This is a genomic window from Kitasatospora sp. NPDC057738 (genome assembly GCF_042798815.1).
Lineage (GTDB): Bacteria > Actinomycetota > Actinomycetes > Streptomycetales > Streptomycetaceae > Kitasatospora > Kitasatospora lactacystinica.
On sequence record NZ_JBHVJT010000011.1, the window covers coordinates 93209 to 108309 of the forward strand.

General features: G+C 74.0%; 14 protein-coding genes. 8 read left to right on the forward strand and 6 right to left on the reverse strand.

All coding sequences use genetic code 11. The features are described 5' to 3' along the window. Nucleotides 1-119: 119 nt before the first annotated feature. Entirely contained in the window at nt 120-1592 is a 1473-nt protein-coding gene (locus ACFVGO_RS08520) for an SPFH domain-containing protein (RefSeq protein ID WP_380351530.1), read from the forward strand. A 382-nt stretch (nt 1593-1974) separates the two neighbouring features. On the opposite strand, the gene ACFVGO_RS08525 is transcribed toward ACFVGO_RS08520, so the two are convergent. From ACFVGO_RS08525 to ACFVGO_RS08535, 3 genes are all read right to left on the reverse strand, one after another. Beyond that, nucleotides 1975-2292 carry a beta/gamma crystallin domain-containing protein gene (locus ACFVGO_RS08525; RefSeq protein ID WP_380351537.1) on the reverse strand — a complete coding sequence of 106 codons (318 nt, stop codon included), beginning with the start codon at nt 2290-2292 and terminating at the stop codon, nt 1975-1977. A 525-nt stretch (nt 2293-2817) separates the two neighbouring features. Beyond that, nucleotides 2818-4278 carry a PTS transporter subunit EIIC gene (locus ACFVGO_RS08530; RefSeq protein WP_359903133.1) on the reverse strand — a complete coding sequence of 487 codons (1461 nt, stop codon included), beginning with the start codon at nt 4276-4278 and terminating at the stop codon, nt 2818-2820. 31 nt (nt 4279-4309) lie between these two features. Beyond that, on the reverse strand, nt 4310-4915 hold the full coding sequence (locus tag ACFVGO_RS08535) for a MarR family winged helix-turn-helix transcriptional regulator (protein WP_380631163.1): 606 nt from the start codon (nt 4913-4915) through the stop codon (nt 4310-4312). Between the two features lie 190 nt (nt 4916-5105). Between ACFVGO_RS08535 and ACFVGO_RS08540 the strand changes: the two genes are divergently transcribed. From ACFVGO_RS08540 to ACFVGO_RS08565, 6 genes are all read left to right on the forward strand, one after another. After that, nucleotides 5106-6305, forward strand: a complete 1200-nt coding sequence (locus tag ACFVGO_RS08540; RefSeq protein WP_380631164.1) for a cytochrome P450 — start codon at nt 5106-5108, stop codon at nt 6303-6305. A 93-nt stretch (nt 6306-6398) separates the two neighbouring features. After that, nucleotides 6399-6596 (forward strand): ferredoxin, encoded by a 198-nt coding sequence (locus tag ACFVGO_RS08545; protein WP_359903142.1) that lies wholly within the window; start codon nt 6399-6401, stop codon nt 6594-6596. Then, the gene (locus ACFVGO_RS08550) at nt 6593-7792 is read left to right on the forward strand and encodes an NAD(P)/FAD-dependent oxidoreductase (RefSeq protein WP_380631165.1); all 1200 of its coding nucleotides are present in this window, start codon (nt 6593-6595) and stop codon (nt 7790-7792) included. Before ACFVGO_RS08545 ends, ACFVGO_RS08550 begins: the two co-directional genes overlap by 4 nt. Nucleotides 7793-7994: 202 nt before the next feature. Next, the gene (locus ACFVGO_RS08555; RefSeq protein ID WP_359903148.1) at nt 7995-8585 is read left to right on the forward strand and encodes a hypothetical protein; all 591 of its coding nucleotides are present in this window, start codon (nt 7995-7997) and stop codon (nt 8583-8585) included. 174 nt (nt 8586-8759) lie between these two features. Continuing rightward, the gene (locus ACFVGO_RS08560; protein ID WP_380631166.1) at nt 8760-10658 is read left to right on the forward strand and encodes an MFS transporter; all 1899 of its coding nucleotides are present in this window, start codon (nt 8760-8762) and stop codon (nt 10656-10658) included. Further along, nucleotides 10655-11098, forward strand: a complete 444-nt coding sequence (locus ACFVGO_RS08565; RefSeq protein ID WP_359903151.1) for a MarR family transcriptional regulator — start codon at nt 10655-10657, stop codon at nt 11096-11098. Before ACFVGO_RS08560 ends, ACFVGO_RS08565 begins: the two co-directional genes overlap by 4 nt. 148 nt (nt 11099-11246) lie before the next feature. Here the strand turns inward: ACFVGO_RS08565 and ACFVGO_RS08570 are convergent, their stop codons facing one another. Continuing rightward, the gene (locus ACFVGO_RS08570; protein ID WP_380631167.1) at nt 11247-12440 is read right to left on the reverse strand and encodes an enoyl-[acyl-carrier-protein] reductase FabV; all 1194 of its coding nucleotides are present in this window, start codon (nt 12438-12440) and stop codon (nt 11247-11249) included. Nucleotides 12441-12681: 241 nt separating this feature from the next. On the opposite strand from ACFVGO_RS08570, the gene ACFVGO_RS08575 reads away from it, so the two are divergent. Continuing rightward, a complete protein-coding gene (locus ACFVGO_RS08575; RefSeq protein WP_380631168.1) occupies nt 12682-13701 on the forward strand; it encodes an LD-carboxypeptidase in 1020 nt (339 codons plus the stop codon). A gap of 48 nt (nt 13702-13749) precedes the next feature. On the opposite strand, the gene ACFVGO_RS08580 is transcribed toward ACFVGO_RS08575, so the two are convergent. Together ACFVGO_RS08580 and ACFVGO_RS08585 are read right to left on the reverse strand one after the other, a co-directional pair. Next, the gene (locus ACFVGO_RS08580) at nt 13750-14307 is read right to left on the reverse strand and encodes a GNAT family N-acetyltransferase (RefSeq protein WP_359903159.1); all 558 of its coding nucleotides are present in this window, start codon (nt 14305-14307) and stop codon (nt 13750-13752) included. Between the two features lie 78 nt (nt 14308-14385). Then, the gene (locus ACFVGO_RS08585) at nt 14386-15000 is read right to left on the reverse strand and encodes a hypothetical protein (RefSeq protein WP_380631169.1); all 615 of its coding nucleotides are present in this window, start codon (nt 14998-15000) and stop codon (nt 14386-14388) included. Between the last annotated feature and the right edge of the window lie 101 nt (nt 15001-15101).

Below are 15101 nucleotides of genomic sequence, written 5' to 3' on the forward strand. Positions count from 1 at the left end.
GCCCTGGTGGCGGTGAACGCAGGTCCGCCGTGGGGTGGATCTGGAAGACTGCTGCCCGGCGCGAACCGGTGTCGGAGTCGGGGAGCCGGATGGGTAGGAGAGCCGCTGTGGAACCGGTCTTGATCGTTCTGATCGTTCTGGTGCTGTTCGTCCTGAGTGCCCTGGGGAAGGCGATCCGGATCGTTCCGGAGGCCAGCGCCGCCATCGTGGAGCGCTTCGGGCGCTACACCCGCACACTCGCCCCCGGCCTGCACTTCGTCGTCCCGTTCATCGACACCCTTCGGTTCCGGGTCGACCTGCGTGAACAGGTCATGGCGGTTCCGCAGCAGCAGGTGGTCACGCACGACAACCGGCGCGTCGACATCGACATCGCCGTCTCCTACCGGGTGTCCGATGCCAGGGCCGCCACCTACGACGTCACCAGCTACGTTCAGGCAATCGAGCAGCTCGCTGTCGCCACGCTGCGCGGCATGGTCGATGGCATGGACCTGGAGCGGGCCCTGACTTCCCGCGAGGAGATCATCACGGCCCTGCGCGGTGCGCTCGACCGGGACACGGCCCGCTGGGGTGTCCGGGTCCACCGCGTCGAGTGCAAGGTGGGCGCGCCGCCCGCCTCCCTCCAGGGCCCGACGGTGAAGCGGGTCGGCGCCGACCGGCACGGGGGTCCCGTCGTCCCGGCCGGCGAGAACGGAGGCGCGCGTGGCACACCGCGGTCGCCCGTACGGGCCGGACTCGCCCCCGGGCACCGTCCGCTCCGGCAGGATGATCCTCGCCGTATCGGCCGCTACCACCTGACGGCGGTGCTGGGCCAAGGCGGGATGGGCACGGTCTATCTCGGCCGGTCGCCCGGGCAGCGCCTGGTGGCGGTCAAGGTCATTCGGTCGGAGCTCACCGAGGATTCGACCTTCCGGAGGCGGTTCGCCCGCGAGATCGAAGCCGCGAGCCTCGTCGGCGGGTTCCACACCGCGTCAGTGGTCGACGCCGATCCCCACGGCGACCCGCCCTGGCTGGCCACCGAGTACATCCCCGGCCCGTCACTGCACGACGTTCTCAGGCAGCAGGGCGCCCTGCCCCCGAGGACCCTGCACACCCTCGCGGTCGGCGTTGCCGAAGCACTCGAACGCATCCATGCCTGCGGCATCATCCACCGCGACCTCAAACCCGGCAACATCATCGTCTCCGGCGCAGGACCCCGCATCATCGACTTCGGCATTGCCCGGGCCCTCGACAGCACCGGACTCACCAGTACCAACTATGTCGTCGGCACCCAGGGGTTCCTCGCCCCGGAACAGCTCATCGGCGGACCGATCACGCATGCCGTGGATCTCTACGCCTTCGGCATGGTGCTGTGCCATGCCGCCGGAGCCGCCCCGCTCCCGGACGGCGAAACCCTGGCATCCGCCCTCAGCCTGCTGCCCTCCCGGTTCGTCGACGTCATCACCCTGTGCCTCGACCACGATCCCCGGCGCCGGCCGACGGCCACCGACGTACTCGAACTGCTCTCCCGGAACCCGTCGACCGGCGACTGGTTGCCGCTCCCCGTACGCACGATGGTCGACCTGTACAACCCGGCGACCGGCTCGACACCCTGATCGCCGCGGCCGGGACATGGCTGCCACGGCATCTCCTCGCCGGCCCGACCAGCCCCAACATCCGGGCCTGGTCGGGCCGGTCGCCAGTCGGGGCGGCTTCGCCTGAAACCGCAGGACGCACGCGGTGTCCGCGAGGACGAACTGCCGCCGCGGTCCGAAGTGCGCTGGTGCGGCGGCGATCCGGCGCCGCTCCGCGCGGGCGGAGCGGACACCGGGGCGCCGCTCGCGACCCGGGCCAGGAGCGGGCCACCTCCACGGTCGCGGGGCCAGGGTTGGAACACGGTCGGCCGCGAAGTGGCCGACCTGCCGCACGTGCCGATGCCGGTCACGCCCGGAGAGGCGTGACCAGCATCGGCGTGTGGAGCGACCGGCTGCCCCCGTGTCACCCGATCTGGATGGCGGCGACCCTCGGCGGTCGGTTCGGGAAGGTGATGTCGGTCCAGCGTTCGATCCTCACGGAGTCACCGTTCACGTCGTAGTACGTCAGGTCGTTGTTGCCCGTGGAGATCCGGTCGACCCACCACCCGCCGAAGTCGGTCCTCCCCCCGTTCGCGTAGCAGTCGACGCTGTCACGGCCGTCGAGGTGCGACCAGATCTTCAGGAAGTCATTGCGGCCCCCGTCGCACTGGACGTGGTCGATGGCGAAGGCGTCGCCGCTCGGCAGGCCGACGGTGGCCGTGGCGGCTGCGGCGAACGCCATGGCCATGGAACAGATGGCCCTCTTGGTCTTCGAGATCACGGATTCTCCCTCGTACGAGGCCCGGGGCGCGGCCCGGCGCTGTCAGTGGCGTCATGTCATGACGGAACGGTGCTCGGCCGATTCGGTGAACGGCCGACCCGCGCACCGGTCCAGCTCCTCCCGGCCGTGCCTGTCGGTGACACGGCCGCATGACCCGGACCTCAACGTAGTGACCCCCGTCCCCCGTCCGGCCGCAACACTCCGAATGCGAACCGGCGGGCCGAGACATCACCCGATCGTGGCGCTCACGTGCGCACGAGGGGCCGGGAGGGGGCTGCTCCCCCTCGGAGGTGCTCGCCCGAGCGGGGAGGGTGTCGGTGCCGGGGGTGTCCCCGCCTTCCTGAACTCCGCCGGCACCGTGCGGTCGCAGGTGCTGCTCGGGGCGCGTGACACGGCCTCGGTCCGACCGCCCGGCGCGGGCCGGTCGGGAGGCGTCCCGGCGGGCGCGCGCCGTTCCGGGGCTCGTCGGGAGCAGGGCGGACCGGGCTACTCCGCCGTCCGGTCCGGCTCGGCGGCCGGGGCGTCGTACTCGGCGAGGGTCTCGCGGGTGAAGCCGAAGAAGTAGGTGGCCAGGAAGCCCGCGAGGTAGCCGGTGAGCAGTCCGCCGCCGTAGACGGCGGCGCCCGCGAGGAGTCCGTGCGGGCCGGCCAGCAGGGGGAAGAGGGCCCAGCCGGAGGGGCCGATGGCGGTGGAGCCCACCGTGCTGCCGAGTTGGCCGGCCACCCCGACGAAGGCGCCGCCGGCCGCGCCGCCGACGCAGGCGGTGATGAAGGGGCGCCCCAGCGGCAGGGTGACGCCGTAGACCAGGGGCTCGCCGACGCCGAGCAGGCCCGCCGGGAGGGCGGACCTGATGGTGGCCCGGATCGAGGCGTTGTGGCGCAGCCTCAGGTAGACGGCCACGGCGCAGCCGACCTGCCCGGCGCCGGCCATGGCGAGGATCGGCAGCAGGACGGTGGAGCCCTGCTGCTGGATCAGGGTGGTGTGGATCGGGATCAGCGCCTGGTGCAGGCCGAGCATGACCAGCGGCAGGAAGAGGCCGCCGAGCACGAGTCCGGCGAGCAGGCCGCCGTGGGCGAGCAGCCAGGTGGCGGCGCGGCCGATGGCGGTGGAGATCTCCCCGGCGACGAACATCAGGCCGAAGAGCGCGGCCAGCCCGCCGAGCAGCACGGTGACGGTGGGGGTGACCAGCACGTCCAGGGCGGCGGGCACCAGTCGGCGGGTCCAGCGTTCCAGGTGGACGGCCAGCAGTGCGGCGCCGAGCGCGCCCACCACGCCGCCCTGCCCGGGGGTGAGGTGGTGGCCGAAGGCCTCCACCCTGGTGACCCCCGCGTAGACGATCACGCTGGCCACGGCTCCGCCGAGCACGGGTGTGCCGCCGAACTCCTTCGCGGTGTTGTAGCCGACGAAGACGGCGATCAGGGACATGAACCCGGAGGAGACCGGGCCCAGGGCGGTGACCAGCGCCGGTGCCCAGCCGAGGTTGGCGAGGGCCCCGGCGAGACCGGCGACGATCCCGCATCCGATCAGGGCGGGGATCAGCGGGACGAAGATGTTCGCGATCCGGCGCAGCGCCAGCTTCACCGGGGTCGCGTTGCGTACCCGGGCCTGGGCCCGGATGCGCTCGCCGCGCCCGGCGAGGTCCTCGGCGGTGGGGGCGGCCGCCGGCCCGGCCGCCCCGTCCTGCGGGCCGGGGGGCTCCAGGAGCAGGCGCAGCCGCGCGGTGACCCCGGCGACGGCGGCGGGCCCGAGCACGATCTGGTAGGTGTCGTCCTCGACCGTGCCCAGGACCGCCGGCAGCGCCCGGAGCGCCTCGGTGTCGACCAGGGAGCGGTCCGCCAGGCCCAGCCGCAGCCGGGTCATGCAGTGGGCGACCGAGCGGATGTTGGCGGCGCCACCGACCAGCGGGAGGATCGCCTCGGCCACGGCGCGGTTCTTCTCGTCCGACATGCCGGGTGACGTACCCGGGTGCTCCCCCGGCTCAACCGCCTTGGTACGCGGCGGTTCTGGGCCCCGTGGCCGGAGCCGGTGCGCCGGCGGCGCCGTCCGTCCGGTCCGGGAGCGGGTCGTCGTCGGTTCCCGTGGTGCGCACCCGGTGCACGTACCGGTCGATGAGGTGGCGCAGCACGGTGGCGGTGGTGACGACGTCCGTCTCGGGGACGCCGTCCAGCGCGTCGGCGAGCCCGATGATGTTGGCCTGTTTCAGACGGTCCAGCACTTCCCGCCCACCAGGGGTGATGGCGACCTGGCGGGCCCGCCGGTCCTGCGTGTCATGGCTGCGTTCCACCAGTTGCTGGCCCTGGAGGCGGTCGATCTGGCGGGTGACGTGGGAGGGTTTGACCATCAGGCGGTCGGCCAGGTCGCTCACCCGGCTGGCCTCCGCGCGCTCGGCGAGCGCGCGCAGCAGGTAGACGTCCGAGCGGGCGGCGGTGATGCCGGCCTTGGCGGTGCGGCGCTCGTGCTCCTGTGACCGTGTCAGCAGGTAGGCCAGGGTGGCCAGGACGTCTTCCAGGCCGTCCAGGCCGTCCGGGCCCTGCGGCCCGCGGGCGGTGGTCCGGTCGTCTTCGGCGTCTTCTTCGTCCGACATGGGGGAACTGTAGCGAGACGGTGCGGGCGGCGGCCGGGGCGGGCAGCCGGCGCCGGATTTCGGACAGATTCGGCCGTCACCCGATCCGCCCTTCCACCACCACGGAACGCGAGTTAGCGTGACTTTCAGTTAGTTGCTTTGGGCACGTAACTAGGTGCCCGCGGCTCGACTCCCGGAAGGGGATCCACCGATGGCCACCGCCGAGAAGACCCCCCGATTCACCCACCCCGCCGCCCGCGGCACCTGCCCGTTCGCCCCGCCGCCCGCCTACGACCAGGCCCGGCGGGAGGAGCCGGTCGGCCGCGTCACCCTGTGGGACGGCTCCACCAGCTGGCTGGTCACCCGCCACGAGGACGTCAAGGCGGTCCTCTCCGACGCCCGGTTCAGCTCCGACTCCACCCGGCCCGGCTACCCGTTCATCAGCGCGGGCGCCCGGCAGCTGAGCACCGGACGGCCGACCATCATCCGGATGGACGCCCCGGAGCACACCCACTTCCGCCGGATGCTGACCGGCGAGTTCATGATCAAGAAGGTCGAGGCGCTGCGCCCGGAGATCCAGCGGATCGCCGACGAGCTGCTGGACCGGATGACCGACGGACGCTCCGGCGCCGACCTCGTCCACGAGTTCGCCCTGCCGCTGCCGTCCCTGGTCATCTGCCTGCTGCTCGGCGTCCCCTACCAGGACCACGACTTCTTCCAGGAGTGCAGCCGCGTCCTGCTGCGCCGCGACTCCAGCGCCGAGGACGTCGCCGACGCCCAGGCCCAGCTGATCGACTACCTGGTCGGGCTCACCGAGACCAAGCGCACCCACCCCGACGACGGCATCCTCAGCCGCCTGGTGGAGCGCGGCGAGCTGAGCACCCAGCAGATCGGCGACATGGGCCGGCTGCTGCTGATCGCCGGACACGAGACCACGGCGAACATGACCGCGCTCTCCGTGCTCGCCCTTCTGCGCAACCCCGACCAGCTCGACCACCTGCGCGAACACCCCGAGGCCGTGCCCGGCGCGGTCGAGGAACTGCTGCGCTACCTGACCATCGTGCACTCCGGCGTGACCCGGGTCGCCACCGAGGACGTCGACCTGGACGGGGTGCGGATCGCGGCGGGCGAGGGCGTCATCTGCATGGTCAACACCGCCAACCGGGACGAGCGGGAGTTCCCCGGCGGCGACGAGCTCGACCTGACCCGCGACGCCCGCCGTCACCTGGCCTTCGGCTTCGGCATCCACCAGTGCCTGGGACAGCCGCTCGCCCGCCTGGAGTTGCAGATCGCGCTGGCCACCATCCTGCGCAGACTGCCCGAACTGCGCCTGGCCGTACCGTTCGAGGAGGTCCGCTTCCGCGGCGAGATGCTCATCTACGGCGTCCACGAGCTGCCCGTCGCCTGGTGACCCGGGCTCCCCCGCGAGCCGCCAGAACCACACCAACCCACGTGCCCCTAAGCGGAGTTCACCTCCCCGGGGCACCCCTCCGAAAGGAAGACCATGCTCGTCCGGATCGACCAGGAGAAGTGCTGCGGCGCCGGGCACTGCGTGCTCGCCGCCCCCGACGTCTTCGACCAGCGCGACGAGGACGGCATCGTCGTCCTGCTCGACGCCGAACCGCCCGCCGAACTCCACCGGGCCGTCCAGGACGCCGCCGCCGTCTGCCCGGCCGCGGCGATCCACCTGGAGCAGGTGTGACCGCACTGCGGGAGGTGGCCGTGGTCGGCGCCGGCGCGGCCGGGCTGCACGCCGCCGAGGCGCTGCGCAGGTCCGGCTACGACGGCCGGCTCACCCTGATCGGCGCCGAGCCGGAGCCGCCGTACGACCGGCCGCCGCTGTCCAAGCACCTGCTCGGCGGGCAGTGGCAGCCCGACCGCCTGGCCCTGCGCGGCCCCGAGGCGCTGGCCGAGCTCCGGCTCGACCTGCGCCTCGGGGTCCGGGCCGAACGCCTGGACCGCCGGGAGCGCACCGTGCGGCTCTCCGACGGTAGGCGGGTGCGCTGCGAGGCCGTCGTCGTGGCCACCGGCGTCCGCCCGCGCCGGCTGCCCGGCGCCGACGCACCGCGGCCCGGGGCGCACGTGCTGCGCACCCTCGCCGACGCCCTCGCCCTGCGCGAGGAACTGCGGCCGGGCACAAGGCTGTTGGTGGTCGGCGGCGGACTTCTCGGCGCCGAGGCGGCGGCCACCGCCGTCGGGCTCGGCGCCGAGGTGACCTGGCTGACCTCCACCGCCACGCCGCTCGCCGCCGTCCTGGGCACCGAGACGGCCGCGCTGCTGGCCGGCCTGCACCGCGAGCACGGGGTGCGGCTCCACCGGGGCGTGGCCACCGGGCTGCTCGAACGGCGCGGCCGGGCCGCCGGCGTCCGACTGGCTGACGGGACCGAACTGGCCGCCGACGCCGTGCTGATGGCCGTCGGCTCCGAGCCCGCCACCGAGTGGCTGGCCGGCAGCGGCGTCCCGCTGGACGACGGCGTGGTCTGCGACGCCTACTGCGCCGCCGGCCCCGGCGTCTGGGCGGCCGGGGACGCCGCCTCCTGGCCCGACCCGCGCACCGGCCGCCACCGGCGCCTCGAACAGCGCACCAACGCCACCGAGCAGGCCATGCACGCGGCCCGGAACCTGCTGGCCGGACCGGACGGCGCCCGGCAGGCCTACCGGCCGGTCCCGTACCTGTGGACCGACCAGTACGGACTGCGGGTGCAGGTGTTCGGCCGGCCCGGCGGCGCCGAACGGTTCGAGGTCGTCGACGGCAGCCTGGAGGAGCACCGCTTCGCCGCCGTCTGCGTCCGCGACGGCCTGGTCACCGGCGCGGTCGGGATCGCCTCCGCCAAGGCGCTGCGCGGGCTGCGCGCCCAGGTGGCGGCGCACGGCCCGTGGCCGCCCGAACCGGCCTGAGCCCCAGGCCGGCCTGAGCCCCGAGCCGGGCCGTCCCTGGGCACGGGGACGGTTCCGTCCTCGGGCACGGGCCCGGGTAGGGTCCGCCGGCCGCTGCCGCCCGCCAACCGGGCGAGGCGGCGGGCGGACCGGCATGGTGCGGGGCCCCGGAGCGACCGCGCCTGGAGACTGGTGGCCCGCATCCGGCCAGGGGAGCAAGCGCATGGACGACCGCAGCCGCCGAGCCGGCCCGGGGCCCGCTCCGACCCTCGCGGTGAGCCCCCGGGCCGGTGTCCTGGGCACCGCGCTGGCCGCCGTGCTCGCCTTCTCGCTCTCCTCCGGCTCGTGGCAGTGGTTCTCCACCTACCTCGGGCTGACCCTCCTCGCGGTGGTCCTCTCCTCCACCCGCCCGCCGACCCGTGCGACGGACGCGGGAGCCGGCTACGCCCGGAGCCTGGCCGCCTACGCGCTGGTCATCGGCCTGACCGCGGCCCTCGCCCTGGCCCCCGCGATGCAGCGCTGGTCCTGGCTGTTCCCGATGCCCGGCACCCGCCGCGACTGCCCCCACCTGGGCGACTACGCGCGGCTGCAGGCGCAGGCCGCCCTCGGCGACCTCGCCGCCGGGGACGGCGCCGCGCTCGCCACCGCCCAGGACGAGCAGGCCCGGCACGCCGTCGCCGACTGCCTGTCCGCCACCACCACGCTCTGGCTGCCGGTGTACGCGCTGGCCGCGGCCCTGCTGGCCGTACTCCTCGTCCTGCTGCTGGACCGGGTCCGCGGCCGGCGGCAGCCGTCCGGGACGGCGGCGGGCTGACGGGCGCGGCCGCGCGCGCCCACCTGCCTCCCGCCGTACCGCTCCCCCGCCGCTCCGCCGCCGACGGTCTACCGATCGAACAGCCGTCGGACTATCGTTAGTTGGCGGAAGCTATCGAATTCCCACTCCGACCCGCCGGCCGGCCCCGGCCCGGTCGGCCGGCAGGAGGCAGCGGTGGCGACACGACTCTCCGGCGGCGGCAGGACCGGGCGGCCGCGCCCGGCCCGTACCGCCGTGGAACCGGATCACCCCCGGTACAAGTGGGTGGCCCTGTCCAACACCACGCTCGGTACCCTGATCGCCACCATCAACGCGTCGATCGTGCTGATCTCGCTGCCCGCGATCTTCAACGGCATCGGTCTGGACCCGCTCCGGCCGGGCAACGTCAGCTACCTGCTGTGGATGCTGATGGGCTACATGCTGGTCACCGCCGTCCTGGTGGTCACCCTCGGCAGGCTGGGCGACATCCACGGCCGGGTGCGGATCTACAACGCCGGTTTCCTGATCTTCACCCTCACCTCGGTGGCGCTCTCCCTCGATCCGCTGCACGGCGGGGCGGGCGCGCTCTGGCTGATCGGCTGGCGGGTGGTGCAGGCGGTCGGCGGCTCCATGCTGATGGCCAACTCGGCCGCGATCATCACCGACGCCTTCCCGGCCGACCGGCGCGGCACCGCGCTCGGCGTCAACATCGTCGCGGGCATCGCCGGATCCTTCATCGGCCTGGTCCTCGGCGGGCTGCTGGCCGAGTGGAACTGGCGCTCGATCTTCTGGGTCAATGTGCCGATCGGCCTGCTCGGCACGGTCTGGGCCTACCGGTCGCTCCGCGACACCGGCGTACGCAGGCCCGCCCGGATCGACTGGTGGGGCAACGTCACCTTCGCCGTCGGCCTGACCGCCCTGCTCGCCGCCATCACCTACGGCATCCAGCCGTACGGCGGCCACACCATGGGCTGGACCAGCCCCTGGGTGCTGGCCGGACTGTTCGGCGGGGTGGCGCTGCTGGCCGTCTTCTGCCTGGTCGAGTCCCGGACCGCCGAGCCGATGTTCCCGCTCTCGCTCTTCCGCGACCCGGTCTTCACGGGCGGCAACGCGGCCACCCTGCTGGGCTCGATCGCCCGCGGCGGGCTGCAGTTCATGCTGATCATCTGGCTCCAGGGCATCTGGCTGCCGCTGCACGGCTACGACTACGCCGACACCCCGCTGTGGGCCGGCATCTACCTCGTCCCGCTGACCGTCGGCTTTCTGGCCGCCGGACCGATCGCCGGCTACCTGTCGGACCGCGCCGGGGCCCGGTTCTTCGCCGCCGGCGGGCTGGTGGTGATGGCGTTCTCCTTCGCCGGGCTGCTCCTGCTGCCCACCGACTTCGGCTACCCGTGGTTCGCCCTGCTGGTGTTCCTCAACGGCCTGGGCGGAGGACTGTTCGCCGCCCCCAACACCTCGCTGATCATGTCGAGCGTGCCGGCCGCGGCCCGCGGCGCCGCCTCCGGCATGCGGGCCACCTTCCAGAACGCCGGCATGGTGCTGTCCATCGGCGTCTTCTTCTCCCTGATGGTGGCCGGTCTGGCCGGTTCGCTGCCGCACACCCTCACCGCCGGACTGACCGCCCAGGGCGTGCCCGCCGCCGACGCCCGCACCATCGCCTCACTGCCGCCGGTGGGCACCCTGTTCGCGGCCTTCCTCGGCTACAACCCGATCCAGCAGCTCCTGGGCCCGCACGTGCTCGGCCAACTGCCGCCGGACAACGTCCGGACGCTGACCGGCCGGGAGTTCTTCCCGCAGCTGATCTCGGGGCCCTTCCACGACGGGCTGGTGGTGGTGTTCTGGCTGGCGATCGCGATGTCGCTGGTCGCCGCGGCCGCCTCGCTGGTCCGCGGTCGGCCCCGGCCCGCCGCCGTGGACGCCACCGGCTCCGGCGCCCGGTCCGCTTCCGCGGCGACTGCTTCCCCGGCTCCCGCCGGCGGGTCGACGGCCGCCGGGCCGCGAGCGGCGGCGGAACCACCGGCCACCGCCCCTCGGGCCCCGCGGACGCCGACCCGACCCGCCACCCCTCCGACGAAGGAGCACGGACCGTGAGCGCCGACGGTGACGGGCTCTCCGCCGAGTCCGTGGTCCGGCTCCGCCTGGCGATAGGCCGGCTCAACCGCCAGCTGGTCCGTGCCTCCGGGGACCAGGACCTCACCGCCGCCCAGCTCTCCGCCCTGGCCCGGGTGGAGCAGCACGGGCCGCTGCGGCTCGGCGAACTCGCCGCCCGCGAGGGCGTGGCGGTCCCGTCCATGGTCCGCACCGTCGCCCCGCTGGTCGCCGACGGCCTGGTCGCCAAGAGCCCCGACCCGCAGGACGGACGCTCCCAGCTGCTCGCCCCCACCCCGCTCGGGCTGGAGACCCTCGCCCGGATCCGCCGCGAGCGCACCGCCCTGCTGGCCCGGCGCAGCTCCCGGCTCACGCCCGAACAGTGCCGTGCGCTGGAGGCGGCCCTGCCGCTGCTGGAACTGCTCCTGGAGGAACCCGGCTGATCCACCGCCGTCGGCACGCCCCGGCCCGGGCAAGCACCCCCGGCCCGGCGGGTGGCAGGCTGGCGCGATGACTTCCGCTGTGCGGCGAACCCGTCGCCTACGAGCAGCTCCCGGAGCACATCAGGGCCGCCGTGGACGCACCGTCGGGTCACTCGGGCCAGGGCACCGAGGTCTCGACGCCGGTGGTGTAGTCGACGCCGGGGACGTCCCAGCCGTACAGCTGCCGGAACTGGTTGTAGAACCAGGCGGCGCCGTCCGGCTGGGCGGCCAGCGCGCCCGCCGGGTCGGCCCACAGCTCCCGCACCCGGTCCTGCACGGCGGGGTCGAGCTCCCAGCCGTCCAGGCGGATGCGGCCCTGCCCGTCCAGGGTGAGCTCCTTCGCGCCGGTCAGCTGCTCCCACAGGTCCACGGCCTGGTCGTCGGTGGTGCGCCAGCCGTCCTCGCCGAGGACGATGCGCAGCAGCGAGGTGTAGAGGGCGATGGAGGGGATGGCGGTGGACGCCTGGGTGACGGCCGCGCCGGCGACGACGGTGAACGCCCGGCCGCGGTCGGCGAGCAGTTCGGTCTGCAGCTGACGGGCGGTGGCCTCCAGGTGCTCCTTGGCGGCGCCGATCGTGCCCTGCCGGTAGACCGGCGCGGTGATCTCGGAGCCGACGTAGGACAGGGCCACGGTGGTGAAGCCGGGGCCGAGCAGGTCCTGGTCGGCCAGCGCCCGCACCCACAGCCGCCAGTCCTCGCCGCCCATCACCTTGACGGTCGCCGCCCGCTCGGCCTCGTCGGCCGGGGTGAGGCCGACGGTGCCGATCTGCGGGGCGCCGTCCTCGAAGAGCAGGGACGGCGAGGTGTACGGCGAGCCGAGGGGCTTGATCACCGAGTGGTGGACCTCGCCGGTGGCCGGGTCGGTGCGCCGGGGCGAGGCGAGCGAGTAGACGAGGTAGTCGACCGGGCCGTAGCGCTCGGCGAGGAGCTTGAGCACCTCGGCGCGGGTGGCGTCCGCGTAGGCGTCGGCGTTGACGAAGGTGAAGTCTCCCCCGCTCCGCTCGACCAGGGCCGAGGTCGCGGCGGTGCGGTACCAGCCGGCGGTGGCGGTGCGCCGCTCGGTGGCGGCGGCCTCGTAGCCGACGCCGATGCCGCGGATGCCCTGGCGGCGCAGCCCGGCGAGCAGCAGCGCCTGGCCGTATCCGGCGCTGGCACCGAGGACCAGGGCGACCGGGGCCCGGCCGGCCGGCGCCGCGGGCGCGATGCGCTGCCACTGGCGGTCGACGGTCGCCGCGCTGCCGGCCGGGTGGGAGTTGACGATCAGGTAGCCCCGCTGCTTGGGGGTGATCTGCTGGATGCTCACGTGCTGGCGCCCTCTCCGATCCGGAGATCGTGATCAAGGTGTCGGTCGTCCGGAGCCTATCCGCGCCGGGGGGCACCGCCTTTGCCATGCCGTCACGGAAGATGCGGCCTCCACTTGTCGGAGGTCGTCATTGCGGCGGTGTCCCGCTTCGGCTAGCAGCCTTCCGGGCGATCCTGCGTGGAGCCGGACGACCGGAGAAAATCGCGTGACCCCGCCCCGGGGCAGCGGCGACACTGACGCCATGACCGGTTCCGCCCTGCCTCGGCTGCTTCGACCGCGTGCCCTGGGGCCCGGAGATCTCGTGGTCATCGCATCGCTGTCCGGTCCGCTGCGGGCCGTTTACGAGCCCAACGTCGAGCGGACGGTGGTCGTGCTCGAACGGATGGGGTTCCGCGTGCGTCGGGCTCCGCTCCTCGAAGCGGGACGCCGCCGTTGGTGGAGCGCGGCCACGCCGGCGGAGATCGCCGGGGAGCTCAACGGTCTTCTGCGTGATCCCGAGGTGCGCGCGATCGTCGCGAGTGACGGCGGCCAGACGGCGCTCGGCTACCTCGACCTGATCGACGTCGAGGCGGTCAGGGCCGACCCCAAGCCGATCCTCGGCTACAGCGACATCTCGCTGCTGCATCTGGTGCTCCACGCGCGCACGGGGCTGGTCGGGTTCCACGCCGACATGGCCGTCCCGGGCTTCGGCGGACACTGGCAGTCCGCGTCCGTGGCGCGCCGAGCGGAACTCGAGAAGCTCTACTCCCGGTTGCTGACCGGCACCGAGGCGATCGGTGCGCTGCCCACGAGCCCGTCGTGGGAGTGCTGGCGTCCCGGTCGTGTCGAGGGGCGGCTGATCGGCGGGCTGATCAATCGCATCGTGCTGGCGCAGGCGACGCCGTTCGCGCTGCCCCTCGAACGGTTCGACGGTGCGGTGCTGTTCTGGGAGGAGATGGGCGGCCTGGCGTCGTACGTGTGGAGCTACCTGCAGGTGCTGCGACACAGCGGCATCCTCGATCGGATCGCCGGCATGGTCGTGGGCGTTCCGCGCGAGATCGGCGGACTCGAACCCGGCGCGTCCCCGACGCTGCGCGAGATCGTCCTCGACGTCCTCGGGGACCGTGACATCCCGGTCCTGGGCAACGTCGATTTCGGGCATGCCGGCCCGAATCTGCCGATGCCGGTCGGCATCCGTGTCGGCCTCGACGCGCAGCAGCGGACGCTGTCGCTGCTCGAACCGGCGGTAGCGCCGCACGCGACGCCGGGGCCGGTCGGCTGAGCACCGCGGCTCGGCGAGCCGGCCCCGGGCAGCACCCCCGGGGCCGGCTCACGCTCCGGTGGCGTCCTGGGGGCGGTTCAGCCGCCAGACCACGGCGGTCCCGCTGCCGGCCGGGGCGAGCGGCAGCGCGGCCGGCTCCCGCCGGAGTTCGGTGAAGCCCAGGCGGCGCGGGACGGCGGCGCTGGCGGTGTTGGCCCGGTCGTGCACGATCTCCAGGTGGTCCACCTCCGGCAGGGTGAACATCTCCTCGGCCAGGGCCGCCACCGCCCGGGTGGCGAGGCCCCGGCCGGTGGCGGCCGGGTGCAGCCAGTAGCCGACGCGCCGGCCGCCGGACTCGCCCGCGCGGACGGCCTGGCACATGCCGACCGGGGCGCCGTCCTCGGTGATCGCGTAGGTGTACACCTCGCCGCTCGCCCACCAGGTGTCGCACCGGGTGAGCAGGGCGCGGGTGTGCTCCTCATCGTGCCGGGCCACCCACGGCTCCCAGGGCCGCAAGTGCGCCAGGGACTCCTCGATCAGCGTGAAGGCCGCCGCGAAGTCCCGTTGTCCCTGCCAGCGCCGCAGCGCGAAGGACCCGCAGTCGACGACGTTCCTCGGTCGCACCATGCCGGCCATGATCCTTTCCCGCACGGTTCGCCGCAACCGCCCACCGTCAACTGCCGTGCGGTGCGCGCCCGGTGGGCGTCAGTGTCCGCCCCGGGGTTCCTCGCAGCCGCGGCCGTCCGGGTAGCCGCCGAACGCCTCCGCCCTGGTGGAGTCGGGGATCATCGTCCCGGTCAGGCACATCCCGGCGGCCTCGACGGTGAAGCCGACCGTGGTCCGCCCGATGCCCTGCACCCGCACCTTGTCCGCCGGGTAGCCGAGGCCGGTGAGCCGGAGGCGGGTGCTCTCCGGGGTGTAGTCGTTGGCCGTGCGCAGCGGTTCGAGCGCCTCCTTGACGCGCCGGACGGCCGCCAGTCCGTCGCAGCGGCTCCGGCCGCGCAACGGGAGGGGCGCCTTGAAGGCGTGGTTCTCGGCGTAGTGGTCGAGCGGCGGCGCGGGCGGGGCGGTGGGGCTCCCCGTACGGGTGGGTGTCGGGGTCGGGGTCGGGGTCTCGCCGGGGCAGGGGAAGTCGACCGGCCCGCCCTGGGCCGTGGTCGCGGCGGTGGTCGCGGCGGTGGTCGCGGCGGTCGTCGGCGTAGCGGCGCCGGTGTCCTGGGCGGTGTCCACGTGCTTCGTCCCGCACCCCGCCGCCAGCACGGCGAGTAGCGCCAGTGCCGGTATGCCGAGGCGGCCCCGCCGGGTCCTGATCGTCGTCATCCCGCGATCATGCCCCGGGCGGCCGACCCGCGCCACCTCCGCGGCCGCACCGGTCGAACCACCCGGCAGCACAGGCGTGTTGTGCGGATTCCGTGCCCGCC